At 67.8% G+C, this 23,903-nt stretch carries 21 protein-coding genes and 1 tRNA gene; 10 read left to right on the top strand and 12 right to left on the bottom strand.

The features are described 5' to 3' along the window. A partial coding sequence (locus tag P1P70_RS00945) for a hypothetical protein (protein ID WP_319233681.1) occupies positions 1 to 1,622 on the bottom strand: 1,622 nt, incomplete at its 3' end. 238 nt (positions 1,623 to 1,860) lie between these two features. Further along, the gene (locus P1P70_RS00940) at positions 1,861 to 1,989 is read right to left on the bottom strand and encodes a DLW-39 family protein (RefSeq protein ID WP_003999697.1); all 129 of its coding nucleotides are present in this window, start codon (positions 1,987 to 1,989) and stop codon (positions 1,861 to 1,863) included. 353 nt (positions 1,990 to 2,342) lie between these two features. Between P1P70_RS00940 and P1P70_RS00935 the strand changes: the two genes are divergently transcribed. Then, entirely contained in the window at positions 2,343 to 2,717 is a 375-nt protein-coding gene (locus P1P70_RS00935) for a DUF6344 domain-containing protein (RefSeq protein WP_319233679.1), read from the top strand. Positions 2,718 to 3,024: 307 nt separating this feature from the next. On the opposite strand, the gene P1P70_RS00930 is transcribed toward P1P70_RS00935, so the two are convergent. The 9 genes from P1P70_RS00930 to dnaA all read right to left on the bottom strand — a co-directional run bounded on the left by P1P70_RS00930 (position 3,025) and on the right by dnaA (position 16,185). Then, a tRNA-Ile gene (locus P1P70_RS00930) sits at positions 3,025 to 3,101 on the bottom strand. A 109-nt stretch (positions 3,102 to 3,210) separates the two neighbouring features. Further along, complete coding sequence (locus tag P1P70_RS00925; RefSeq protein WP_319233678.1) at positions 3,211 to 4,053, bottom strand: DUF3566 domain-containing protein; 843 nt, start codon at positions 4,051 to 4,053, stop codon at positions 3,211 to 3,213. 18 nt (positions 4,054 to 4,071) lie between these two features. Then, entirely contained in the window at positions 4,072 to 6,663 is a 2,592-nt protein-coding gene (gene gyrA, locus P1P70_RS00920) for a DNA gyrase subunit A (RefSeq protein ID WP_319233677.1), read from the bottom strand. A 42-nt stretch (positions 6,664 to 6,705) separates the two neighbouring features. Next, positions 6,706 to 8,775: a DNA topoisomerase (ATP-hydrolyzing) subunit B gene (gene gyrB, locus P1P70_RS00915; protein WP_319233675.1), complete on the bottom strand. Its 2,070-nt coding sequence runs from the start codon at positions 8,773 to 8,775 to the stop codon at positions 6,706 to 6,708. Between the two features lie 395 nt (positions 8,776 to 9,170). Then, on the bottom strand, positions 9,171 to 9,704 hold the full coding sequence (locus P1P70_RS00910; protein ID WP_319233674.1) for a DUF721 domain-containing protein: 534 nt from the start codon (positions 9,702 to 9,704) through the stop codon (positions 9,171 to 9,173). Beyond that, entirely contained in the window at positions 9,701 to 10,825 is a 1,125-nt protein-coding gene (gene recF, locus P1P70_RS00905; RefSeq protein ID WP_319233672.1) for a DNA replication/repair protein RecF, read from the bottom strand. Before recF ends, P1P70_RS00910 begins: the two co-directional genes overlap by 4 nt. Before the next feature lie 120 nt (positions 10,826 to 10,945). Further along, positions 10,946 to 11,821, bottom strand: coding sequence for a phosphogluconate dehydrogenase (NAD(+)-dependent, decarboxylating) (gene gnd / locus P1P70_RS00900; protein WP_060884009.1), 876 nt, complete (start codon positions 11,819 to 11,821; stop codon positions 10,946 to 10,948). Between the two features lie 213 nt (positions 11,822 to 12,034). Further along, the gene (dnaN, locus tag P1P70_RS00895; protein ID WP_045558515.1) at positions 12,035 to 13,165 is read right to left on the bottom strand and encodes a DNA polymerase III subunit beta; all 1,131 of its coding nucleotides are present in this window, start codon (positions 13,163 to 13,165) and stop codon (positions 12,035 to 12,037) included. Positions 13,166 to 14,136: 971 nt separating this feature from the next. Beyond that, positions 14,137 to 16,185 (bottom strand): chromosomal replication initiator protein DnaA, encoded by a 2,049-nt coding sequence (gene dnaA / locus P1P70_RS00890; RefSeq protein ID WP_319233671.1) that lies wholly within the window; start codon positions 16,183 to 16,185, stop codon positions 14,137 to 14,139. A gap of 415 nt (positions 16,186 to 16,600) precedes the next feature. Here dnaA and rpmH point away from each other — a divergent pair, with 415 nt between their 5' ends. From rpmH to P1P70_RS00845, 9 genes are all read left to right on the top strand, one after another. Continuing rightward, on the top strand, positions 16,601 to 16,738 hold the full coding sequence (gene rpmH, locus P1P70_RS00885) for a 50S ribosomal protein L34 (protein ID WP_005482975.1): 138 nt from the start codon (positions 16,601 to 16,603) through the stop codon (positions 16,736 to 16,738). Between the two features lie 21 nt (positions 16,739 to 16,759). Then, entirely contained in the window at positions 16,760 to 17,131 is a 372-nt protein-coding gene (gene rnpA / locus P1P70_RS00880) for a ribonuclease P protein component (protein WP_220647687.1), read from the top strand. Continuing rightward, entirely contained in the window at positions 17,128 to 17,481 is a 354-nt protein-coding gene (gene yidD, locus P1P70_RS00875) for a membrane protein insertion efficiency factor YidD (protein WP_184906350.1), read from the top strand. Before rnpA ends, yidD begins: the two co-directional genes overlap by 4 nt. Positions 17,482 to 17,484: 3 nt before the next feature. Then, positions 17,485 to 18,762: a membrane protein insertase YidC gene (yidC, locus tag P1P70_RS00870; RefSeq protein WP_319233668.1), complete on the top strand. Its 1,278-nt coding sequence runs from the start codon at positions 17,485 to 17,487 to the stop codon at positions 18,760 to 18,762. 15 nt (positions 18,763 to 18,777) lie between these two features. After that, positions 18,778 to 19,290, top strand: coding sequence for a protein jag (locus tag P1P70_RS00865; RefSeq protein WP_319233666.1), 513 nt, complete (start codon positions 18,778 to 18,780; stop codon positions 19,288 to 19,290). A 113-nt stretch (positions 19,291 to 19,403) separates the two neighbouring features. Beyond that, positions 19,404 to 20,120: a 16S rRNA (guanine(527)-N(7))-methyltransferase RsmG gene (gene rsmG, locus P1P70_RS00860; protein WP_319233664.1), complete on the top strand. Its 717-nt coding sequence runs from the start codon at positions 19,404 to 19,406 to the stop codon at positions 20,118 to 20,120. Between the two features lie 288 nt (positions 20,121 to 20,408). Then, positions 20,409 to 21,482 carry a ParA family protein gene (locus P1P70_RS00855; RefSeq protein WP_319233690.1) on the top strand — a complete coding sequence of 358 codons (1,074 nt, stop codon included), beginning with the start codon at positions 20,409 to 20,411 and terminating at the stop codon, positions 21,480 to 21,482. After that, positions 21,479 to 22,573 carry a ParB/RepB/Spo0J family partition protein gene (locus P1P70_RS00850; protein WP_319233663.1) on the top strand — a complete coding sequence of 365 codons (1,095 nt, stop codon included), beginning with the start codon at positions 21,479 to 21,481 and terminating at the stop codon, positions 22,571 to 22,573. Before P1P70_RS00855 ends, P1P70_RS00850 begins: the two co-directional genes overlap by 4 nt. A gap of 322 nt (positions 22,574 to 22,895) precedes the next feature. Then, positions 22,896 to 23,513: a GNAT family N-acetyltransferase gene (locus P1P70_RS00845; protein ID WP_319233662.1), complete on the top strand. Its 618-nt coding sequence runs from the start codon at positions 22,896 to 22,898 to the stop codon at positions 23,511 to 23,513. Positions 23,514 to 23,565: 52 nt separating this feature from the next. Here the strand turns inward: P1P70_RS00845 and trxA are convergent, their stop codons facing one another. Then, positions 23,566 to 23,898, bottom strand: coding sequence for a thioredoxin (gene trxA / locus P1P70_RS00840; RefSeq protein ID WP_086754133.1), 333 nt, complete (start codon positions 23,896 to 23,898; stop codon positions 23,566 to 23,568). Positions 23,899 to 23,903: the final 5 nt, after the last annotated feature.

Here is a 23,903-nt window from a genome sequence, read left to right as displayed (position 1 = left end):
TACCAACCCCGTGACGCCCCGTGCCGTCCCCGCGCGGCCGTGCCCGCCCCCTGTCGTTCCGCCTCAGCGGCGGCGGGCGCCCGCCTGCGGGCCACGAGTGTCCACGCCAGGAGCACGAGAACCAACAGAGTCCCCGTGCCGATGCCGCCCGCCGCGACGACGGTCATGGCCAGCCGCCGGTCTCCGCTGCCCGAGGAGTTTCCAGAGCCCTCCCCGTCGCCGGAACTCCCCACGCCCTCACCGTCGCCGCCGCCACCCGAGCCACCCTCCAGCGTGTCCCCCGTGATGCCGGTCTCAGCGGCCTCCCGGTCCCCCTCGGTGACCTCGAAGACCCCACGCGGCTCGGAGGCCCCCAGGTATCCCGGCCCGGCCCCGGCCTCGCCCTCCAGCCGCACCCGCAGCGTCAACCCGACCGGCTCGTCACCGAACCGGTCGGCGACGGATGTCCCGAGGTGCAGTGCCAGGTAGTACCAGCCGGCGAACCGCATCCCGCCCACCTCGTCGTCGGGGGAGAAACGGTTCTCATACGCGACGGGCGGGAGGGGGTCCAGGGCGACGGAACGTTGGTCGCCCCCGTAGTTGGCTGTCCTGTCGTCCACCGAGCCGCGTACGGGGTTGTAGAGCGACATGACGAACGCGTTGCCGACATAGCCGTCGCCCTTGGTCGTGCTGCTCAGTTCGGCGGTGGTCTGGAGTTGTTGCCCCCAGCCGACGGGGACCTTGTAGAAAAGGGTCTCCCCGGCTCTGATGCCGACCTGTTCCTGCCAGACGCCCTGTGTCACGGGGCTTGCCGTGGCGAAGCCGCTCCCGCCACGACGGGGCTCGGGGTCACCGGACACGGCGTCGGGGGAGGCGGAGTTCCAGTTCTGGGGGGCGCTCGTCGGACCGCCCTTCACCACAGCGGGCTCCGAAACGAAACCGAGCTCCAGCCCCCACTTCTCCGACCCGCCCTTCGAAGGTGAGCCCGTCACCGAGCCGGAAGCCGAGCCGGAAGCCGAATCGGAGGCCGAATCGGAGGCCGAGCCCGCAGTCGCCCCCGGACCGGTTCCGGTGGCCGAACCGACCCGTTCGACGACGACGTAGTACACCCCGGCCCCCTGGCACATGTACTCGTCGCTGCCGACCTCCCGCGAGGCCGAGGCGGTGACGGGGTGCGCGCTGCGAGTCGGTCCGAAGCGGGCGGTCTCGTAGGAGCAGCGATGTGCGTCGGCGTCCTGAACGGACACCCTGACACCGTCCGCGGAGCCGACCGCCGATCCCGCCTCGGGTACGGCCGTGGCCGAGACGTACGCGTTGGCGGCGGCACCTAGATCGAGTCGGTAGTACAGCTTGCCGCCCGGCCCGAGAGAGCTCCGGTAGGTCTTGCCGGCCTCCAGTCGTACGGCTCCCGCGCTGCTCGTGGCCCCTTCGACCGTCCTCGCGTCCTCGGCGTAGGAGTACGGGGTGGGTGGTGCGTCGGCCGCCACGGCGGGGCCGGGCTGCGCCGTCGTCACGCACAGAGCCGCCCCCACGGCAGCCGCGGCTCGCCACCAGACCGTGCGCCGCCCCAACACGTGCCACCCCTCGTCGTAGACCGTGATGCCGAGGCCCCAGCCCCGTGGCGCGGCCCCGAACGCGCCCATCCTGCCGGGCCGTGCGCGCCGATGCTCGTGTTCCTGGCGAGGAGCGGCTGAAAACGGCCCCTACCCGGACCAGCTCCTTGCTACTGCAAGCACATCGTTCACCAAGGCGAATCCAGACCCGCCAAAATGTCGGCAGATGTCCGTGAAGCGTGGGGGGAAGTAGCGAGCGCGCCCTTGAACAACACAAAACCCCGACCGCCAGGGCGGCCGGGGTCTGCTCCGAGACTGGTGTCGACGTTCACGAACCCGTGGGCACGGAGTCAGTCGCCTCCGTCCACAGATCCTGCTCGGCGCGATCCGCCTGGATCTGGCGGTACACGAGGAGCCCGCCGATGGCGGCCAGTGCGACCAGGAGAAGCTTCTTCACCGCGCGACCTCGTCTTTCCTTGACGTAGGGGACCTCTGGCGCCCGACTATACACACCGACCGATACCGATCGGTGACCTGCGTCGGCTCCTCAACTCCCGCAGGGAAGACCGCAGTAGAACCGGACGCCACTGTTCCGATCGCAGGCTCATCACACAGGTCCATCACATCTCGCACACTTCGGCGGATCCCATGGACCTCGGCTTCCTGCAACTCCTCAGGCGCCTTCCTGCGCCCATCCGAGTGGTGTTCATCCGAAGATCGACGCGCCATGGACGTCGGTCCGTGCTTTCGAAGCCCACATACACATCATGAGGAAAGTACGCAAATCGCCCAACCCGAAAGTGAGGGGCCATGGCCCAGAACAAGGTCATGAAGCTTTGGACCGCCATCGTCACCGCCTTCCTCGCGCTGTGCACGGCGCTCGGACTCGTCACCACCACGGCCACGGCCTCGGCCGCGGTACCGCAGACCGAGACCACCCGCAACTGCGCGGTCCCCGCGACGATCCCGGCGATGTCCCTCCCGGCCCGGCCCCACGACCGCGCCCTGCCCCCCACGATGAAGCAGCGCATCCGCGCCGAGGCCCACGGCTCCTCGCCCTCCTGCCGCCGCCGCACGGCCCTGCACACGATCTCGGACACCGCCGCGAACGCTACGGGCCAGGTCGCCGCCCCGGAGGCGCCTCTCCCACTGGTCGAGCATCCCAGCGCACGTCTCCAGCGCTGATCTCCAGCAGGACGACACGAAGCCAGCGGCGATCCTGCGTACGACGCCCGGTGAAAACCATGAACGAACGAAGACCCTCAGCCAGAAACGGCTGAGGGTCTTTTCCGTGCGTGGAGCCCGTTCGAGCACGGCCCACAGGATGTGTCAGGGCAGTTTACGGAGGGAGCAGTCGTCCGCCGACCCTATGTCGGCGGGTCAGAGTGGGGACCCCTCCCTCCTGCCGCCCGTGGTCGAGGTCCCGGACGCCCCACGCGTCCCCCACCGACGGCAAAGACCCCCAACCAGAATCGGTTGGGGGTCTTCTGTCTGGTGGGGCTAACAGGATTTGAACCTGTGGCCTCATCCTTATCAGGGATGCGCTCTAACCAACTGAGCTATAGCCCCGCCGCGCTCTGCGGTGTGTGTCCCGCGCGCTGACTCCTGAAGATTAGCGCACGACGTGGGCAGTCCCAAAATCGATAGCCGCAGGGCGGCCGTGACGCGGTGAGCCGTCCTACTCGTCCTCGGCGAGCGTCAGCTCGATGCCGCCCACGAAGCCGGCGGAGAGGTTGTAGATGAAGGCACCGAGGGTGGCCAGGGCGGTGGCGAGGACGACGTCGATGACCGCGATGATCGTGGTGAAGATCAGCACGTTGGGCAGCGACAGGAACGACTGCAGATCGAATCCGTTGGACTCGTTCGAGCCGGTCGCCTCGGAGATGGTGGCGCCGACCGTCGAGAACACGCCCATCGCGTTCATGACCATCCACAGCACCGCCGCCGCGACGACCGTGCAGATACCGAGGGCGATGGAGAGCAGGAAACTGACCTTCATCACGGACCACGGGTCGGCCTTGGACACCCGCAGCCGCGCCTTGCGCGTGCGCGGCGTCGTGCGTGCCCCCGTACGAGGCTTGCGGGACGAAGCCTCCGGAGCCGGCGCATAGGCCTGCGGCGGGTGGTAGGGGCCCGCCTGCTGCTGCGACTGCCGGTCACCCGGCAGCGCGGAGCCAGCGGCCTGCGCCGGGGCCTGGGGCTGCGGCTGGGGCTGTGCCTGGGCGGCCGGCGCACCGCTCTGACGGCCGGGCCCGCCTGCCGCGGCCGGGCTTCCGGACGCGGGCTTCCGCGTCTGCGGACCACGGGTGTCCGTCACGGTTGCCCCCTGGGAACCCGGCTTCTCCGGCGCGGGCGCGGACGCACCCGACGCGTCGGACGCGTCCGGCTTGATGGCCTTCAACTGGGTCGTGTGCGTGTCCGTCGCACGCGCGGCGGAGCCACGGCCGCCGCCGTCCGCCTCCGACCCGGTCGAAGTGCCGGCCGAAGTACCGGACGATCCGGCGCCCGTGGCTCCGCTCACGCTGACTCACTCCTCGTGCTACTCGGACGAGGGCGCCTCACCCTCGTCCGTACCGGTCGATGGGGCAGCCTCGACGGTCTCGTCCACGGCATCGTCGCCGTCGACCTCCTCCGCCTCCCGCCCCGCCTCGGCGTTGCGAGCGATGCCGACCACGGCATCGCGCTTGCCCAGGTTGATCAGTTGGACGCCCATGGTGTCACGGCCGGTTTCCCTGATCTCGTTGACTCGCGTACGAATCACGCCGCCCGACAGCGTGATGGCGAGGATCTCGTCGGTCTCCTCGACCACCAGCGCGCCGACGAGGGAACCGCGGTCCTCGACGATCTTGGCGGCCTTGATGCCGAGGCCGCCGCGACCCTGGACGCGGTACTCGTCGACGGCGGTCCGCTTCGCGTACCCGCCGTCTGTGGCAGTGAACACGAACGTACCGGGTCGAACAACATTCATCGAGAGCAGCTCGTCCCCCTCGCGGAAACTCATGCCCTTGACACCCGAGGTCGCACGGCCCATGGGTCGCAGCGCGTCGTCGGTCGCCGTGAAGCGGATCGACTGTGCCTTCTTGCTGATCAGAAGGATGTCATCCTCTGCCGATACGAGTTCGGCACCGATCAGTTCGTCATCGGAACCGTCCTCCTTCTCACGGAGGTTGATCGCGATGACGCCGCCGGAACGGGGCGAATCGTAATCCTTCAGAGGCGTCTTCTTCACAAGACCGCCCTTGGTCGCGAGCACCAGATAGGGCGTGGCCTCGTAGTCGCGGATCGCGAGGATCTCGGCGATCGCCTCGTCCGGCTGGAAGGCCAGCAGGTTGGCAACGTGCTGTCCACGCGCGTCACGCCCGGCGTCGGGCAGCTCGTAGGCCTTGGCCCGGTAGACACGGCCCTTGTTGGTGAAGAACAGCAGCCAGTGGTGGGTCGTGGACACGAAGAAGTGGTCGACGATGTCGTCTTCCTTGAGCTTCGTGCCGCGTACGCCCTTGCCGCCGCGCTTCTGCGCCCGGTAGTCGACCGTCTTGGTGCGCTTGACGTAGCCGCCGCGCGAGACGGTGACGACGATGTCCTCCTCGGCGATGAGGTCCTCGATGGACATGTCACCGTCGTAGGGGACGAGCATCGTCTTGCGGTCGTCGCCGTACTTCTCGACGATCGCGGCGAGTTCCGCGCTGACGATCCCGCGCTGACGCACGGGGGAGGCGAGGATCGCGTTGTACTCGCGGATCTTGGCCTGAAGTTCGTCGTGCTCCTGGATGATCTTCTGGCGTTCCAGGGCGGCCAGGCGGCGCAGCTGCATCTCGAGGATGGCGTTGGCCTGGATCTCGTCGATCTCCAGGAGGTCCATCAGGCCCGTGCGCGCGATGTCGACGGTGTCGCTGCGCCGGATCAGCGCGATGACCTCGTCGATGGCGTCCAGGGCCTTCAGCAGGCCGCGCAGGATATGCGCCCGCTCCTCGGCCTTGCGCAGGCGGAACTTCGTACGGCGGACGATGACCTCGATCTGGTGCGTCACCCAGTGGCGGATGAACGCGTCCAGGGAGAGGGTGCGCGGCACACCGTCGACCAGAGCCAGCATGTTGGCGCCGAAGTTGGTCTGCAGGTCGGTGTGCTTGTACAGGTTGTTCAGCACGACCTTGGCGACCGCGTCGCGCTTCAGCACGATGACCAGGCGCTGGCCCGTACGGGACGACGTCTCGTCGCGGACGTCCGCGATGCCGCCGATCTTGCCGTCCTTCACGAGGTCGGCGATCTTCTGCGCGAGGTTGTCCGGGTTGACCTGGTACGGCAGCTCCGTGACCACCAGGCACTGCCGGTTCTGGATCTCCTCGACCTCGACGACCGCGCGCATCGTGATGGAACCGCGGCCCGTGCGGTACGCCTCCTCGATGCCCTTGCGGCCGACCACCAGGGCGCCGGTCGGGAAGTCGGGGCCCTTGATCCGCTCGATCAGCGCGTCCAGGAGGTCCTCGTGGGAGGCCTCGGGGTTCTCCAGGTACCACTGGGCGCCGGCCGCGACCTCGCGGAGGTTGTGCGGCGGGATGTTGGTCGCCATGCCGACCGCGATGCCCGCCGAGCCGTTGATCAGCAGGTTCGGGAAGCGGGCCGGGAGGACGGTCGGCTCCTGGGAGCGGCCGTCGTAGTTGTCCGTGAAGTCGACGGTGTCCTCGTCGATGTCACGGACCATCTCCATCGACAGCGGCGCCATCTTGCACTCGGTGTAGCGCATGGCCGCCGCCGGGTCGTTGCCCGGCGAACCGAAGTTGCCGTTGGAGTCCACCAGCGGCATCCGCATCGACCACGGCTGCGCGAGGCGGACCAGCGCGTCGTAGATCGAGGAGTCACCGTGCGGGTGGTAGTTGCCCATGACGTCGCCGACGACGCGGGCGCACTTGTAGAAGCCCTTCTCGGGCCGGTAGCCGCCGTCGTACATGGCGTACAGGACACGGCGGTGGACGGGCTTGAGACCGTCGCGTACGTCGGGCAGCGCGCGGGACACGATGACGGACATCGCGTAGTCCAGGTACGAGCGCTGCATCTCCGTCTCGAGCCCGACGGGCTCGATGCGTACGGTCTCGCCGGCGTCGTCAGGCGTGACGGGGGGGTTCTCGTCGGCCATTGCTGGTGGGGATCCTTCCTGGTGCGGTCAGCTGAGACCGACTCAGATGTCGAGGAAGCGAACGTCCTTGGCGTTGCGCTGGATGAACTGGCGCCGGGCCTCGACGTCTTCACCCATGAGCACCGAGAACAGCTCGTCGGCCTGGGCGGCGTCGTCCAGCGTGACCTGGCCGAGGACGCGGTGGTCCTGGTCCATGGTCGTGATGCGCAGTTCCTCAGCGTTCATCTCGCCGAGACCCTTGAAGCGCTGGATCGAGTCCTCCCGGACGCGCTTGCCGTTCTGCCGGCCGAGCTCGATCAGGGCGTCGCGCTCACGGTCCGAGTACGCGTACTCGAAGTCGTCCCGGCCCCACTTGATCTTGTAGAGCGGGGGACGCGACAGGAACACGTGCCCGGCCTCGACCAGCGGCCGCATGAAGCGGAACAGGAAGGTCAGCAGCAGCGTGTTGATGTGCTGGCCGTCGACGTCGGCGTCCGCCATGAGGATGATCTTGTGATAGCGGAGCTTCTCGATGTCGAAGTCCTCGTGGACCCCGGTGCCGAAGGCGGAGATCAGCGCCTGGATCTCCTGGTTCTGCAGGATCTTGTCGATCCGCGCCTTCTCGACGTTGAGGATCTTGCCGCGGATCGGGAGGATCGCCTGGTACTGCGGGTTGCGGCCGGACTTGGCCGAGCCACCGGCGGAGTCACCCTCGACGATGAAGATCTCGCACTTGGTGGGGTCGTTCGACTGGCAGTCGCTCAGCTTGCCCGGCAGGGACGCCGTCTCCAGCAGGCCCTTGCGGCGGGTCAGGTCACGCGCCTTGCGGGCCGCCACGCGCGCGGTGGCCGCCTGGATGGACTTGCGGATGATGTCCGCGGCCTCGACCGGGTTGCGGTCGAGCCAGTCCGTCAGGTGCTCGTGGACGACCTTCTGCACGAAGGTCTTCGCCTCCGTGTTGCCCAGCTTGGTCTTGGTCTGGCCCTCGAACTGCGGCTCGCTCAGCTTGATCGAGATGATCGCGGTCAGACCCTCGCGGATGTCGTCACCCGTGAGGTTGTCGTCCTTCTCGCGGAGCAGCTTCTTGTCACGCGCGTAGCGGTTGATCAGACCGGTCATCGCGGCGCGGAAGCCCTCTTCGTGCGTTCCGCCCTCGTGCGTGTGGATGATGTTGGCGAAGGAGTACACACCCTCGCTGTAACCGCTGTTCCACTGCATCGCGACCTCGACGGACAGGGCCTTCTCCCTGTCCTCGGCCTCGAAGTCGATGACGGACGGGTGCACCACGTCCCCCTTGCGGGAGTTGAGGTGCTTCACGAAGTCGACGATGCCGCCCTCGTAGTGGTACGAGACCGTCTTGACCTCGTGCTTCTCGTCCTCACCGGCCTCGTCCGCCCCGGCGGTGGCCTTCGCGGACTCACGCTCGTCCGTGAGGTTGATCCGCAGACCCTTGTTGAGGAACGCCATCTCCTGGAAGCGCCGCGACAGCGTCTCGAAGGAGTAGTGCGTGGTCTCGAAGATGTCCGGGTCGGCCCAGAAGGTGACCGAGGTGCCGTGCTCCTCCGTGGCCTCGTGCTGGGCGAGCGGGGCGGTCGGGACGCCCAGCTTGTAGTCCTGCGTCCAGCGGTGGCCGTCGGTCTTGACCTCGACGGCGACCCTCGTCGACAGGGCGTTCACCACGGAGACGCCGACGCCGTGCAGACCGCCGGAGACCGCGTAACCGCCGCCGCCGAACTTGCCGCCCGCGTGCAGGACAGTCAGCACGACCTCGACGGCCGGCTTGCCCTCGGACGGCACGATGCCCACCGGGATGCCGCGGCCGTTGTCGATGACCCGGACACCGCCGTCGGGAAGGATCGTCACGTCGATGGTGTCCGCGTGGCCGGCCAGGGCCTCGTCGACGGAGTTGTCCACGACCTCCTGCACGAGGTGGTGCAGGCCGCGCTCACCGGTCGAGCCGATGTACATGCCGGGCCGCTTGCGGACCGCGTCCAGCCCTTCGAGGACGGTGATGGCACTGGCGTCGTACGCCGTGGGCGAGGCCTCGGCCGTTCCGGCCAGGGCCTCGGTGGACGGGATGTTCTCGTTGGGGTTGCCGGAATCGGCCACGAAGCGCCCTTTCTGGCACAGCACAAGCCAGGCTCTTGGCGGGTTTGCCGGAGCGGCTGCGGCATGTTGCGGTGGAAGCCTTTGTCAGCGATGCACAGTGTTTCCGAAGCGGTCCCCACGAATGGGGCGGGATTAGCTTCCAGTCTACCGGTAGCGCCGACAGTGATGGGGGTTTGCCGGTACCTGAGTCCGCATGTGCCGCCCTGAACCGGTCCCTCCCGACTCCCCATATGTCGAGCGGGGCTCCAAGAGGCTCACAGCGGCACTCAGCGCTTCCGGGTGTCAACCCTTTGCTACTCCCGGGTCAGGTCGACGTTCGCATCCGCATGCGAACGTCCGCGCCGGAGCACACGGGCGCGCGCCGACGCTCGGAGGACCGCCGGTCATGGGCGCGGAAGCACCTGGAAATGTGACTACGGTCACCCGTAGGTATCGCCGGGACCGGTGCTCCCCGGGGCTCGCAGGGGGCCGTAGCGGCGGGCGGAGCCGGCGGGACCGTGGACCTTGAGGAGGCGCACGGTGCCATGGCCGAGGTCCTCGTTGAGCCGGGCGACGAGCTGCGGGGCGAGGAGGCGTACGTTCGTCGCCCAGGCCGTGGAGTCGCACCGCACATGCAGCACTCGCTCGTCCTCGTCGTACCGCTCCGGCACGCACCGGCGGGCCAGGTCGTCGCCGACGATCTGGGGCCAGCGGCCCATGACCCCGCCGACGGCGGCCGGCGTCTCCCAGCCGCGCTCGGTGATCAGCCGGTTGATGGCGGGGCCGAGCGGCATGGGGTCACGGCCGTCGGCACGCGCGCCCGAGCGCAGTCCGCCGCCCCGCCGCGCCTGCTTCTGCTGCTGGGTGGCTTCGCCACGCGCGCGTGCGGCCTCCTTGGCGGCGCGCAGCGCCACGCGCGCGAGATCCACACCGGAGGGCTCGGGCGGCTCGGGGGGTCCCTCGGATCCGCTCATACGCGCTCCACCGTCCCGTCGGACACGGTGTACCGCGTCCCCGTCAGTACGTCCGGTACGTCGTCGTCGACCGCGGCGGTCACCAGGACCTGCTCGCCCGGCGCGACCAGCTCCGCCAGGCGCTCGCGCCGACGGGTGTCCAGCTCGGCGAAGACGTCGTCGAGGACCAGCACCGGCTCGTTGCCCTCGGCCCGCAGCAGGTCGTAGGAGGCGAGCCGCAACGCCAGGGCGTACGACCAGGACTCGCCGTGGGAGGCGTAGCCCTTGGCCGGCAGCTGACCGAGCTTGAGGGTCACATCGTCCCGATGCGGTCCCACAAGCGTGACGCCCCGCTCGATCTCCTGCTTACGGCTCTCGGCGAGGGCCGCCGTCAGCTGCTCGTACAGCTCCTCGCGCGCGTGCCCTACGAGGCCGGGCGAGGAGGGTCTGTACTCCAGACCGACCGGGCCACCGCCGGGTGCCAGCTGCTCGTACGCCTTGTCGGCGAGCGGCTGGATCGCGGCGACCAGATCGAGACGCTGGGCGAGCAGCTCGGCGCCCACGCGCGCGAGGTGCTGGTCCCATACGTCGAGTGTGGACAGGTCCATGGAGCGACCGCCGTGCCGACGGGCCAACGCGGCTGTCTTGAGCAGGGTGTTGCGCTGTTTGAGGACCCGCTCGTAGTCGGAGCGCACGCCCGCCATGCGCGGGGACCGCGCGGTGATCAGTTCGTCGAGGAAGCGGCGCCTCTCACCGGGGTCGCCCTTGACCAGCGCGAGATCCTCCGGCGCGAACAGCACCGTTCGTACGATGCCGAGCACATCACGCGGCCTGACCTGCGAGGACCTGTTGACGCGGGCACGGTTGGCCTTGCCGGGGTTCAGCTCCAGTTCGACCAGCTGCTGCCGTTCACCCTGCCGCACCTGTGCCCGGATCACCGCGCGGTCGGCGCCCATGCGGACCAGGGGCGCGTCCGACGAGACCCGGTGACTGCCGAGGGTCGCGAGATAGCCGACCGCCTCGACCAGGTTGGTCTTCCCCTGCCCGTTGGGGCCCACGAACGCGGTGACGCCCGGGTCGAGCGGGACCTCGACCTGGGCGTACGAGCGGAAGTCGGCCAGTGACAGGTGCGTGACGTGCATGGTCGGGTGCCGACCTCCCCCAGCGTTGTGGACCGCCTTGCGGCCCTGTGGACGACTTCTCGTCGACCGTGGTGTGTTCGTTGTCGTCTTCTGTGCCGTGCGTTGCTTCGTGAACGTGGGCTATTTCTTCTCGACCGCGTGGCCGCCGAACTGGTTCCGCAGCGCCGCGATCATCTTCATCTGTGGTGAGTCCTCCTGGCGCGACGCGAACCGCGCGAAGAGGGAAGCCGTGATGGCGGGCAGCGGCACGGCGTGGTCGATGGCGGCCTCCACGGTCCACCGGCCCTCGCCGGAGTCCTGCGCGAAGCCCTTCAGCCCGTCCAGGTGTTCGTCCTCGTCGAGGGCGTTCACCGCCAGGTCGAGGAGCCAGGAGCGGATGACCGTGCCCTCCTGCCAGGACCGGAAGACCTCGCGGACGTCGGTCACCGAGTCGACCTTCTCCAGGAGCTCCCAGCCCTCGGCGTAGGCCTGCATCATCGCGTACTCGATGCCGTTGTGGACCATCTTCGCGAAGTGGCCGGCGCCGACCTTGCCGGCGTGCACCGCGCCGAGGTCGCCCTCGGGCTTCAGCGCGTCGAAGACCGGTCGTACCTTGGCGACGTTCTCCGCGTCGCCGCCGTACATCAGCGCGTAGCCGTTCTCCAGGCCCCAGACGCCGCCGGAGACACCGCAGTCGACGAAGCCGATCCCCTTGGCCGCCAGCTCCTCAGCGTGCTTCTCGTCGTCGGTCCAGCGGGAGTTGCCGCCGTCCACGACGACGTCACCGGGCTCCAGCAGCTCGGCCAGCTCGTCGACGGTCGACTGGGTGGCGGCCCCGGCCGGGACCATCACCCACACGACCCGCGGGGCCGCGAGCTTGCCCACAAGCTCTTCGAGGCTGTGGACATCGGCGAGATCCGGGTTCCGGTCGTATCCGATGACGGTGTGGCCCGCGCGGCGTATCCGCTCGCGCATGTTGCCGCCCATCTTGCCGAGGCCGACGAGACCGAGCTCCATCAGTTGTTCCTTAGGTTGCGACGTGGCAGGGGGGCACCTGAACTGCGTACCCACGCACGAGCCTAAACCCGGACGCTCACGCACACCTGTGGGCATACCCGCTCATAAGTACACCCCTACCTGCGGCTTCGCGGCCGAGGGCCCGGTGGATCCACCGGGCCCCACAGCGCTGTGGACAACCTCAGCGGCTCGGCCGCGGCGGCGGCCTGCCGGTCAGCCGCTGAGCCGCACCGGCATGATCAGGTACTTGTAGGCCTCGTCCGCCTCGGCGTCCACGGCCGGCTTGCCGCTGAGCAGCGCGGGCTTGGTGGACGTCGTGAACGACAGCTGGGCCACCGGGGAGTCGATGGCGCTCAGGCCGTCCAGCAGGAACGTCGGGTTGAAGGCGATAGAGATGTCGTCGCCGTCCAGCTGGGCGTCGACCCTCTCCACAGCCTGTGCGTCGTCGCTGGAGCCGGCCTCCAGGATCAGCACGCCCTGCTCGAAGCTCAGCCGCACCGGGGTGTTCCGCTCGGCGACCAGGGCCACACGCTTGACGGCCTCGACGAAGGGGGCGGTCTCGATGACGGCCACGCTGTTGAACTCCGTCGGGAACAGCGTGCGGTACTTCGGGAGGTCGCCCTCCAGCAGCCGCGTGGTCGTACGGCGACCCGCGCCCTCGAAGCCGATCAGGCCTTCGCCGGAGCCCGAGCCGGAGAGCGCCAGGATGACGCTGTCGCCGCTCGTGAGGGCCTTGGCGGTGTCCAGGAGCGTCTTGGCGGGCACCAGCGCGACCGCGGACGCCTCGGGGTTCTCCGGCTTCCACAGGAACTCGCGGACCGCGAAGCGGTAGCGGTCGGTGGACGCCAGCGTGACGGTGTCGCCCTCGATCTCGATGCGCACACCGGTGAGGACCGGCAGCGTGTCGTCTCGCCCTGCGGCGATGGCCACCTGGGCGGCGGCGGAGGCGAAGACCTCGCCCGGGACGGTGCCCGTGGCGTTCGGCATCTGCGGCAGCGACGGGTACTCCTCCACAGGCAGTGTGTGGAGGGTGAACCGGGAGGAGCCGCACACCACGGTCGCCCGTACACCGTCTGTGGAAATCTCCACCGGGCGGTTGGGGAGGGCGCGGCAGATGTCGGCGAGCAGGCGGCCGGAGACGAGCACCGTGCCCTCCTCGTCGACCTCGGCCTCGACGGACACGCGTGCGGAGACCTCGTAGTCGAAGCTGGAGAGGCTCAGCTGGCCTTCCTCGGCCTTCAGAAGGAGGCCGGCGAGGACCGGCGCCGGCGGACGGGCCGGGAGGCTGCGCGCCGCCCAGGCAACTGCCTCCGCGAGTACGTCGCGTTCCACCCGGATCTTCACTGTTGCCGCCTCCTGCTGTTGCCGGCGCTTCTCGCCCTGCCTGGCTTCGTCGTCTGTCTCGGTGTCGCTGGCTCCTGTGACGGGAAGGACACCGGGGAACAGTCTGACGCACACCACTGACACTCGGAGCCTCTCGGGGTCAAGTCGTGACGAGGCGCGGTCAGGCAGCTGAGAGCGAGTTGTGCACAGGACCCACTTCGAAACGGATTCCCAGCTCTCTCTAGTTGGGAGTAGTAGTAGGGCCTGTGGAAACCGTGGATAACCCCGTTTTCGCAGCTCAGGCGGCAAATTTTGTCCACCGTGCCTGTGGGCGGAGGCGGTGGACAACCAGGGGTTTCTGTGGAGAACAGAAAGTTCTGCACACACCGTGCACAGCCCCGGGGGACTTCTCCCCAACGGCGTCCCCAGGTTTACCCGCCTTTCCCACAGCCCAACCGGGCAACTTCGTGTGACGCCTTTCACTCGACACGGTGAGAAGGCACGTGAGCTTGCCGAACAGTGGACAGCCATGTGGAGAAGCCGACGATCACTGGGGACAACCGGCCACAGCCTGTGGGTCGTCGGTGGACAACTTCGTCCACAGTCTGTGGATCCTCGTTTCGTCCACAACCTGTGGAGATCTTTCGTCCACGGATCCACAGGGGTGTGACCTGGCCCGATGATCTCTCAACAGCCCGTCCTGTGGACACGATCTGTATAACTTCCCGGTCCCCAGGGTGTGGACGGGAGAAAGTCCCCGAATCTGTGGAGGAAGGCCGTGACGCCGCAGGTAATCGAACACTTGAAGACGGCACGGTGACGGACCTGGCCGTCTCGGATCCGTCCAGAGCCTTCGCGCAGGCGGGTCGAAACCGCCCAGGAACGCCGAGGGCGCCCTCGGGACCTCGTCCCGGGGCGCCCTCAGCGACGTACGACGGCGTCTGACAGCCGTCCGGCAGCCGTGCCGTCGGCGGGTGTCGCCGGCTGTCTCGTCAGCCGTTCTTGATGCGGTTCGTCAGCTCCGTCACCTGGTTGTAGATCGACCGGCGCTCGGCCATGAGCGCACGGATCTTGCGGTCGGCGTGCATGACGGTGGTGTGGTCGCGGTTGCCGAACTGCGCGCCGATCTTGGGCAGCGACAGGTCGGTCAGCTCACGGCACAGATACATCGCGATCTGGCGGGCCGTGACGAGTGCGCGGCCGCGCGAGGTACCGCACAGGTCCTCGACCGTGAGCCCGAAGTAGTCGGCCGTCGCGCCCATGATGGCGGTGGCGGTGATCTCCGGGGAGGCGTTCTCGCCGCCCGGGATCAGGTCCTTGAGGACGATCTCGGTCAGACCCAGATCCACCGGCTGCCGGTTGAGCGATGCGAACGCCGTCACCCGGATGAGCGCGCCCTCCAGTTCGCGGATGTTGCGCGAGATACGGGACGCGATGAACTCCAGTACCTCCGGCGGGGCGTTGAGCTGCTCCTGCACCGCCTTCTTCCGGAGGATCGCGATCCGCGTCTCCAGTTCGGGCGGCTGGACGTCGGTGATCAGCCCCCATTCGAAACGGTTCCGCAGCCGGTCCTCCAGGGTCACCAACTGCTTGGGCGGCCGGTCGCTGGAGAGCACGATCTGCTTGTTCGCGTTGTGCAGCGTGTTGAAGGTGTGGAAGAACTCCTCCTGCGTCGACTCCTTGTCCGCCAGGAACTGGATGTCGTCGACGAGCAGGATGTCCATCTCCCGGTACCGCTTGCGGAAGCTGTCGCCCTTGCCGTCGCGGATGGAGTTGATGAACTCGTTGGTGAACTCCTCCGAACTCACGTACCGCACGCGCGTGCCCGGGTAGAGGCTGCGCGCGTAGTGCCCGATCGCGTGCAGCAGGTGCGTCTTGCCGAGGCCCGACTCCCCATAGATGAAGAGGGGGTTGTACGCCTTGGCCGGCGCCTCGGCCACGGCCACCGCGGCCGCGTGCGCGAAGCGGTTCGAGGCGCCGATGACGAAGGTGTCGAAGAGGTACTTAGGGTTCAGGCGTGCCGTCGGCTCACCCGGGCCGGGGGCCGGTGCGGGCTGTGCCGCCAGCGGGCCGGGCGCACTGCTGGCCGGCCCGCCCCGGTGCACGTGTCCCGAGCCCGGCGGGGGGTCGGGGAGCTCGCGCCGGTCCGGTCGCGGGTAGTCGGAGTCGGCACCAGGCCGGTCGTAGTCCGTACCGGGCCGGTCATAGTCGCCGCGGGGTTGGTCGTAGTCGGGGCGTCCGGAGTCGTATTCGGGTCGCTGGGCGTACGGTGACCTGTCCATCGACTGCGAGCGGTAGTCCGACGACGGCGAAGCGTAGGGGTCCCGCTCGGGGAAGCCGAGTCTCTGCTGCTGCCAGCCGTAGTCGTCCTGCGACGGCCGCGGCCAGGCGCCCGGCTCGGGCCGCTGGTACTCGGACGGATACGCGGGACGGGCGGTCGGAAGCTGATCCGAGCGGCCGGGGGGCTGCTGGTCCGTGCGCGGGGGCGGCAGCAGATCGCCGGCCCCGCCGCCCGGCTGTTCGCCCCGTCCCTGGCCACGGTCGGCGGGCCTGCGGCGGCCGTACCCCTCGTAAGGGCCGCGTCCCTGGCTGTCGTAGCCGTTCGGATTCTCGTACGTGTTCTGCGTCTCGTACCCGCCGCGCGCCTCGCGTTCCTGGCCGTCGTACGAGTCCCTGTTGTCGTAGGACTCGCGGTTCTGGGCCGGAACGGAGGGGTGCTCGGGCTCATCGAAGCGGTGCTGGACCGGCGGGGGCGGCTGCTCGCCGACGGAGCTGTCGACGGTGATCGCGATCCGGATCGGGCGGCCGCACTCCCGGCTCAGGGTCTCGCTGACGATCGGTGCGAGACGGCCCTCGAGTACGCCCTTCGCGAACTCGTTCGGGACGGCGAGAAGTGCTGTGTCCGCGACCAGGGCGAGCGGCTGGCAGCGCTTGATCCAGCGCTCGTCCTTCACCTCGACGCCTTGGCCCTGGCCCTCACCCAGGAGCTTTTCCAGTACGCGTGGCCACACTGCGGCAAGATCGGCAGGTACGTCAGCCACAGGGCACGCTCTCTCACAGGTCCCACGAACGTGTGGTTCTGGGACAGGTCGGTTTGAAACTCGGGTGGGGCCTCGGAACGAGGTGCTGGTGGGCGGGTCGGGTCCCAACAGCCAAAGGAAAGGGAACGAATCGGAGTTCAGTCACGGTAGTCACGGCGACCGGTACGGTTCAAGTTGTTGTCCCCAGCCTGTGGATAGTGTCTCTCCGTGATCTCTGGTTTGACCGGATGGCGTAGCCGCGCGTACCGTAACCAGGTCGAGTTGTCGATGGCTGCTGCCGCCTGCCTCCGATGGGCACAGGTCACGTCAGGTGATCGGACAGCGGTGCACTCGGGCGTTGAGCGAGCTACTCGTGGGCGCACGGTGACAGCCAGGACGGCACCCGCAAACACCGATTTCTTTCTGGAGCCCCCGAGTGAGCAAGCGCACCTTCCAGCCGAACAACCGTCGTCGCGCGAAGACCCACGGCTTCCGCCTGCGGATGCGTACCCGTGCCGGCCGCGCGATTCTCGCGAACCGCCGCAGCAAGGGTCGCGCGAGCCTGTCCGCCTGATCCTGATCAGGTCATGACGTCGTGCTGCCTACCGAGCATCGGCTGAGGCGGCGCGAGGACTTCGCGACCGCGGTACGACGAGGACGCCGGGCCGGACGCCCTCTCCTCGTCGTTCACCTACGTAGCGGTGCCACGGACCCGCACGCGCCTGGGGAGAGCGCTCCCCCGACGCGTGCGGGTTTCGTCGTGAGCAAGGCCGTCGGCGGTTCGGTTGTGCGCAACAAGGTGAAGCGCAGGCTTCGCCATCTGATGCGCGATCGAGTCGCCCTGTTTCCCCCCGGTAGCCTGGTAGTCGTACGAGCGCTGCCCGGATCGGGTGACGCCGACCACGTACAACTGGCCCAAGACCTGGATGCCGCCATAGGGCGGCTGCTGGGAGGGGGCGCACGATGAAGTACCCGCTGCTGGCGCTGATCAAGCTGTACCAGTGGACGATCAGTCCGCTGCTGGGGCCGGTGTGCAAGTACTACCCGTCGTGCTCCCACTACGGCTTCACGGCCATCGACCGGCACGGTGCGATCAAGGGAACGGCACTCACCGCCTGGCGCATCCTGCGGTGCAATCCGTGGTCGCTCGGTGGTGTGGACCATGTCCCGCCGCGCAAGCGCCCACGGTGGCACGAGATGTTGCGTGGCGCCTGGCGTGCACGCAAGGGCGGGACCTCCGCCGCCGAACCGGCCACCGAGGGGCATGTCTCCTCGGGCCCGGCCGCAGAGACCCCGTCCCATGCCCAAGGAGCATGATTAGTGGACACGATTGCCAGCCTCTTCAGCTTCATCACGACACCTGTCTCCTGGGTCATCGTCCAGTTCCACAAGGTGTACGGCGCCCTCTTCGGCGCTGACACCGGGTGGGCCTGGGGCCTGTCCATCGTGTCCTTGGTGATCCTGATCCGTATCTGCCTGATCCCGCTCTTCGTGAAGCAGATCAAGGCGACCCGGGCCATGCAGACGCTGCAGCCCGAGATGAAGAAGATCCAGGAGCGCTACAAGAACGACAAGCAGCGTCAGTCCGAAGAGATGATGAAGCTGTACAAGGAAACGGGTACCAACCCGCTCTCCTCGTGCCTTCCCATCCTGGCGCAGTCACCGTTCTTCTTCGCCCTCTACCACGTGCTCAACAGCATCGCGAACAACGACACCATCGGTGTCATCAACGAGAGCCTGCTGGAGAGCGCGCAGAAGGCACACATCTTCGGCGCCCCGCTGGCCGCGACCTTCACGGACACCGCCGCCGAGGCGCAGGCGCTCGACGCTTCGATCACCACGGTCCGGATCGTCACGGCCATCATGATCGTCCTGATGTCGGCGTCGCAGTTCTACACGCAGCGTCAGCTGATGACGAAGAACGTCGACACCACGGTGAAGACGCCGTTCATGCAGCAGCAGAAGATGCTGATGTACATCTTCCCGATCATGTTCGCCGTCTTCGGCATCAACTTCCCGGTCGGTGTCCTCGTCTACTGGCTGACCACCAACGTGTGGACCATGGGCCAGCAGATGTACGTCATCCACAACAACCCGACCCCGGGTTCCAAGGCCCAGGCGGCCTACCTGGAGCGCCTCGTCAAGCGCGTCACGCACCACGGCAAGACCCGCGGCCGCGGTGAGCGTGCCATCGTCAAGGCGATCGTTGCCAAGGGCCGTGACCGCAACGAGTACGAGCGCAAGTTCATCACCGGTCTGAGCAAGGAGGGCCTCGCGGCCCAGGCCGACGGCTCCGTCGTCAAGAGCGAGGCCTCGGCCGTCGCCACGGTCGAGGACGGTACGTCGGCGGCTCCCAAGCGGCAGCAGCCCAAGCGCCAGACAAAGGCCCAGCGTCAGTCCGGTGGTGCGAAGTCCGCCGACGACGTCGAGCCGGAGGCAGAGCCCACGTCCCTGAGCAAGTCCGACGAGCCGGAGGACGCCAAGCCGGCGGCCGTAGCCAAGAAAGCCGCGGCCAAGCCCGGCACCGGTGGCCGCAGCAAGGCTCAGTCCGGCCAGCGCAAGGGTCAGCAGCGCCCCAAGTCCCCGTCCAAGAAGTAAGAAGGAGTCCATCCCGTGACGGAAGGCACCACCTCCGCCGCCTCCGAGGGTGGCGACACCCTGACCCGCCTGGAGCAGGAGGGTGAGATCGCTGCGGACTACCTGGAAGGTCTGCTGGACATCGCCGACCTCGACGGCGACATCGACATGGACGTCGAGGCCGACCGTGCCTCTGTCTCGATCATCAGCGACTCCGGTAGCCGCGATCTGAGCAAGCTCGTCGGCCGTGAGGGCGAGGTGCTCGAGGCCCTCCAGGAACTCACGCGCCTGGCCGTGCACCGCGAGACCGGTGACCGCAGCCGTCTGATGCTGGACATCGCCGGTTATCGGGCCCAGAAGCGCGCCGAGCTCTCCGAGCTGGGTGCCAAGGCGGCGGCCGAGGCCAAGAGCACGGGCGAGCCCGTGAAGCTGCAGCCGATGACGCCCTTTGAGCGCAAGGTCGTGCACGACGCGGTCAAGTCCGCCGGTCTGCGCAGCGAGTCTGAGGGCGAGGAGCCGCAGCGCTTCGTCGTCGTCCTGCCTGCCTGATCGGTACAACGCTTCTCCGGCCCCGTCTGCCTGCAGGCGGGGCCGAACTTTGTCAGCCTGTTGTTCTGGTGTCAGCGCCCAGTGCGCTCTTGCGGTACGGAAGGACGGTCCCCGTGACGGAGGCAGCGGAGCTCCCCCCTGCGCCCGAGCAGGCGCGCGACGTATTCGGTGATCGCTACGCGGACGCGGTCCGATACGCCGAGCTCCTGGCTGAGGCGGGAGTACAGCGCGGGCTCATCGGCCCGCGGGAGGTACCCCGGCTGTGGGAGAGGCATCTGCTGAACTGCGCAGTGCTCTCCGAGGTCGTACCCGAGGGGGTGACGGTGTGCGATGTCGGCTCCGGAGCCGGACTGCCCGGTATCCCGCTGGCCCTCGTCCGGAACGACTTGAAGATCACGCTGCTGGAGCCCCTGCTGCGGCGCACGAACTTCCTGACCGAGGTGGTCGAACTCCTTGGCCTCGACCATGTGACCGTCGTCCGCGGCCGAGCCGAGGAAGTCCTCGGGACGCTGCAGCCCGTCCATGTGGTGACGGCACGAGCGGTCGCACCACTGGACCGGCTGGCCGGCTGGGGTATCCCGCTGCTGCGCCCGTACGGGGAGATGCTGGCGCTCAAGGGAGACACCGCGGAGGAGGAGCTGAAGAGCGCAGCCACCGCCCTGAGCAAGCTCGGCGCGGTGGAGACCTCGATCCACCATGTGGGCGAGGGCGTGGTCGATCCGTTGTCCACGGTTGTCCGCGTGGAGGTCGGGGAGAGCCCGGGTGGTGTGCGCTTCGCTGCCAAGCGGGCGAAGGCGGCTCGGGCGGGACGGGTACGGCGTCGCCGCTAGGCATTGATCTGGACGTTCGCTGATCCGTCCTGACGACGAGTCGTACTCCACACAAGCTTCCAAACCTACGCATCTCGGAGTGTCGCGCGAGCGTGGCCTGTGCTGCTGGGCATCGTGTTTCACGTGAAACGTCGCTCATTGCTGCACGGCATCATCAGCCGTGGCCGCGCCGCGGCCGAACCGCGTGACCGGAAGCCTCTCGGGTCACTCGGAGAGGTAACGGAGTTTTCCACAGAGGTGGAATTCTCCACAGAACACCAGGCCTCACTGGTTCACGACCCCGAAGGCATGGGAGGCTCTGTTCATTGCGAGCCTGAAGTCGAGGAGAGTGAATCCTTGCGGTCCGACGCCAACATCGCGGGACCGATGACCGATCCGGTCCCCGGTCCCCGCACCGAGTCGATGGGGGAGGATGTTTCACGTGAAACACCGCCCCCGATGGACGACACTCCCATCGGTCGTGCTGCCCAACTGGCAGTAGAGGCTCTGGGCCGGGCCGGTGAGGGATTGCCTAGGCCCGAGCAGACCCGAGTCATGGTCGTCGCCAACCAGAAGGGCGGCGTCGGAAAGACCACGACGACGGTCAATCTCGCCGCTTCGCTGGCTCTGCACGGCGCCCGTGTCCTCGTGGTCGACCTCGACCCTCAGGGCAACGCGTCCACCGCGCTGGGAATCGACCATCACGCCGAGGTGCCGTCCATCTACGACGTGCTGATCGACAGCAAGCCGCTGTCAGAAGTCGTTCAGCCCGTGCCCGATGTAGAAGGCCTCTTCTGCGCCCCCGCCACGATCGATCTCGCCGGTGCGGAGATCGAGCTGGTATCACTGGTGGCACGAGAGAGCCGACTGCAGCGAGCGATCCAGGCGTACGAGCAGCCCCTGGATTACATCCTCATCGACTGCCCGCCCTCGCTGGGTCTCCTGACGGTGAACGCATTGGTCGCCGGCCAGGAGGTCCTCATCCCGATCCAGTGCGAGTACTACGCGCTGGAGGGTCTTGGGCAGCTGCTCCGCAACGTCGACCTGGTACGGGGGCACCTCAACCCCGTCCTCCATGTGTCGACCATCCTGCTCACCATGTACGACGGCCGGACGCGTCTGGCGTCCCAGGTCGCCGACGAGGTGCGCACCCACTTCGGCGAGGAGGTCCTGCGGACGAGCATTCCCCGCTCCGTCCGGATCTCTGAGGCGCCGAGCTATGGGCAGACGGTGCTGACATACGATCCAGGATCGAGCGGTGCCCTCTCCTACCTTGAGGCGGCACGGGAAATCGCACTGAAGGGCGTGGGCGTCGGGTACGACCCGGCGCACGCCCACATCGGTGCTCAGAACAATCCGAGTGTGGTGGAGGGGATCCAGTGAGTGATCGACGGAGGGGGCTGGGCCGTGGTCTCGCCGCACTGATCCCAGCGGCCGCGACGGGGGAGAAGGAGGCTCCGGCAGCTGCCGCGCCCGCCGCCACCCCAGCAGCGGCATCTGTTTTCACTCCGGAGCGTGGGGTGGCGGCTTCGAAGCTGGCCACACTCTCGCCTGTTTCACGTGAAACAGAGGAGTTGTCGCCGCGCACCGCAGCCGAATTGCCCGCAGCACCGGTCGGCGCTTACTTCGCGGAGCTGCCTCTCGACTCCATCACCCCGAACCCGCGCCAGCCCCGCGAGGTGTTCGACGAGGATCTTCTCCAGGAACTCGTCACCTCCATCAAGGAGGTCGGCCTTCTCCAGCCCATCGTCGTACGGCAGGTGGGCCCGGCCCGCTACGAGCTCATCATGGGTGAGCGGCGCTGGCGAGCCTGCCATGAGGCCGAGCTCGACGCTATTCCGGCGATCGTGCGGGCGACGGACGACGAGAAGCTGCTGCTGGACGCGCTTCTCGAGAATCTGCACCGCGCCCAGCTGAACCCGCTGGAAGAAGCCTTCGCGTACGACCAGTTGCTCAAAGACTTCAACTGCACGCATGACCAGTTGGCCGACCGCATCGGTCGCTCGCGCCCTCAGGTCTCCAACACGCTGCGTCTGCTGAAGCTTTCGGCGGCGGTCCAGCGCCGTGTGGCAGCTGGTGTTCTCTCCGCCGGGCACGCCCGGGCGTTGCTCTCCGTCGAGGACTCAGAAGAGCAGGACAAGCTGGCGCACCGGATCGTGGCTGAAGGACTCTCGGTGCGAGCGGTCGAAGAGATCGTCACCCTCATGGGATCGCGTCCGAAGAGCACGGCACGGTCCAAGGGCCCTCGGGCCGGCTCCGTGCCCTCCCCGGCGCTGGGCGAGCTCGCAACCCGACTGTCGGATCGCTTCGAGACGCGCGTGAAGATCGATCTGGGGCAGAAGAAGGGCAAGATCACCGTGGAGTTCGCCTCCACCGAGGACCTTGAGCGGATCCTGAGCACCCTCGCTCCTGGCGAGAAGCTCGCTCTCCAGAAGAGTCTCCTGGACGATCCCTCGGAGGAGTCGGAGGCCTGACCCTCCGATTCGCAGGACGGCCCTCGGCTGGTCGACCGCATGAGCGGGCTGTGTCCGATGTATACCGGACACAGCCCGCTCTTTGCTTTGAGGCGGTATCTAGGAAATCGCATCGTGGATACGATGCGTTCGGGTATGGCGCATCGACCTGGCGGATCTTTGTGGAGAGGCGGGCCATGCGAACCGTGAACCGTTCCGGACTGGTGACCGCAGGCCTGGGGCTGGGGGCCGTCGGCGGGTTCGTCGGCAGTCTGCTCAGGGAGCGGAGCGCTCTGACAGCCGCTCGCGACGCTGCGGGCGAGGGAAGCGAGGAACAGCCTTCATGGGGCGTCGGCTCGTACCGCTCACGCTGGACAACCTTCAGGACCTTCCCAAGCGCTGTCGCGCGTGCGTCTTCTGGGAGTTGGACCCCGTCAGCGGCGAAGCCGCGGTAGAGGCGGGCACTTCGGCTCTCGAGAAGGAAGCGTGGATCTCAGCAGTCCTGTTGGACTGGGGGTCGTGCGGTCGGGTCGTCTACGTGGACGAAGTGCCAGTCGGCTTCGTACTGTATGCGCCTCCAGCCTATGTGCCCCGCTCCACGGCGTTTCCCACGAGTCCCGTCTCCCCGGACGCCGTCCAGTTGATGACCGCCTTCATCAGCCAGGATTACCAGGGCCAGGGGCTGGGCCGTGTCATGGTCCAGACGGTTGCCAAGGATCTACTGAGACGGGGCTTCAAAGCGATCGAGGCCTTCGGGGACGCTCGCTGGAAGGAACCGGCGTGCGTGCTCCCCGCCGACCATCTGACGGCCGTGGGCTTCAAGACGGTGCGGCCCCACCCCACCTATCCTCGGCTGCGCCTGGAGCTGAGGACGACGCTCTCCTGGAAGGAAGACGTCGAGCTGGCGTTGGACCGGCTTCTGGGAGCCGTGCAGAAGGAGCCGGCGCTGCGACCGCTCTAAAGCGAAGGGGCCGACCCTCTCAGGTCGGCCCCTTCGTGTTTCACGTGAAACATCACTCGGCGATGAAGTCCCCGAGGTCGCGCACGATCGCCGCCTTGGGCTTGGCGCCGACGATGGTCTTGGCCACCTCGCCACCCTGGTAGACGTTCAGCGTCGGGATGGACATGACGCCGTACTTGGCAGCCGTGGCAGGGTTCTCGTCGATGTTGAGCTTGACGATCTCGATCTTGTCGCCGTACTCCTGGGCGATCGCTTCGAGGGACGGCGCGATCTGGCGGCACGGACCGCACCATGCGGCCCAGAAGTCCACCAGGACGGGCTTGTCGTTCTTGAGGACATCCTGCTCGAAGGAGTCGTCGGTCACGTTCTTCAGAGTGCCGGCCACTGAGG

It is taken from the genome of Streptomyces sp. MB09-02B (assembly GCF_033794485.1).
GTDB lineage: Bacteria > Actinomycetota > Actinomycetes > Streptomycetales > Streptomycetaceae > Streptomyces.
Note: the sequence above shows the minus strand (reverse complement) of the source record. Positions and strands in the feature narration are given on the sequence as shown.

What these genes read in the sequence shown, in the direction of transcription:
- P1P70_RS00935 (WP_319233679.1), top strand. Translation starts at nt 2,343, where the DNA reads ATGGCCCAGAACAAGGTCATGAAGCTTTGGACCGCCATCGTCACCGCC.
- gyrA (WP_319233677.1), bottom strand. Translation starts at nt 6,663, where the DNA reads ATGGCCGACGAGAACCCCCCCGTCACGCCTGACGACGCCGGCGAGACC.
- P1P70_RS00910 (WP_319233674.1), bottom strand. Translation starts at nt 9,704, where the DNA reads ATGAGCGGATCCGAGGGACCCCCCGAGCCGCCCGAGCCCTCCGGTGTG.
- recF (WP_319233672.1), bottom strand. Translation starts at nt 10,825, where the DNA reads ATGCACGTCACGCACCTGTCACTGGCCGACTTCCGCTCGTACGCCCAG.
- gnd (WP_060884009.1), bottom strand. Translation starts at nt 11,821, where the DNA reads ATGGAGCTCGGTCTCGTCGGCCTCGGCAAGATGGGCGGCAACATGCGC.
- yidD (WP_184906350.1), top strand. Translation starts at nt 17,128, where the DNA reads ATGAAGTACCCGCTGCTGGCGCTGATCAAGCTGTACCAGTGGACGATC.
- P1P70_RS00855 (WP_319233690.1), top strand. Translation starts at nt 20,409, where the DNA reads ATGGGAGGCTCTGTTCATTGCGAGCCTGAAGTCGAGGAGAGTGAATCC.
- P1P70_RS00845 (WP_319233662.1), top strand. Translation starts at nt 22,896, where the DNA reads ATGGGGCGTCGGCTCGTACCGCTCACGCTGGACAACCTTCAGGACCTT.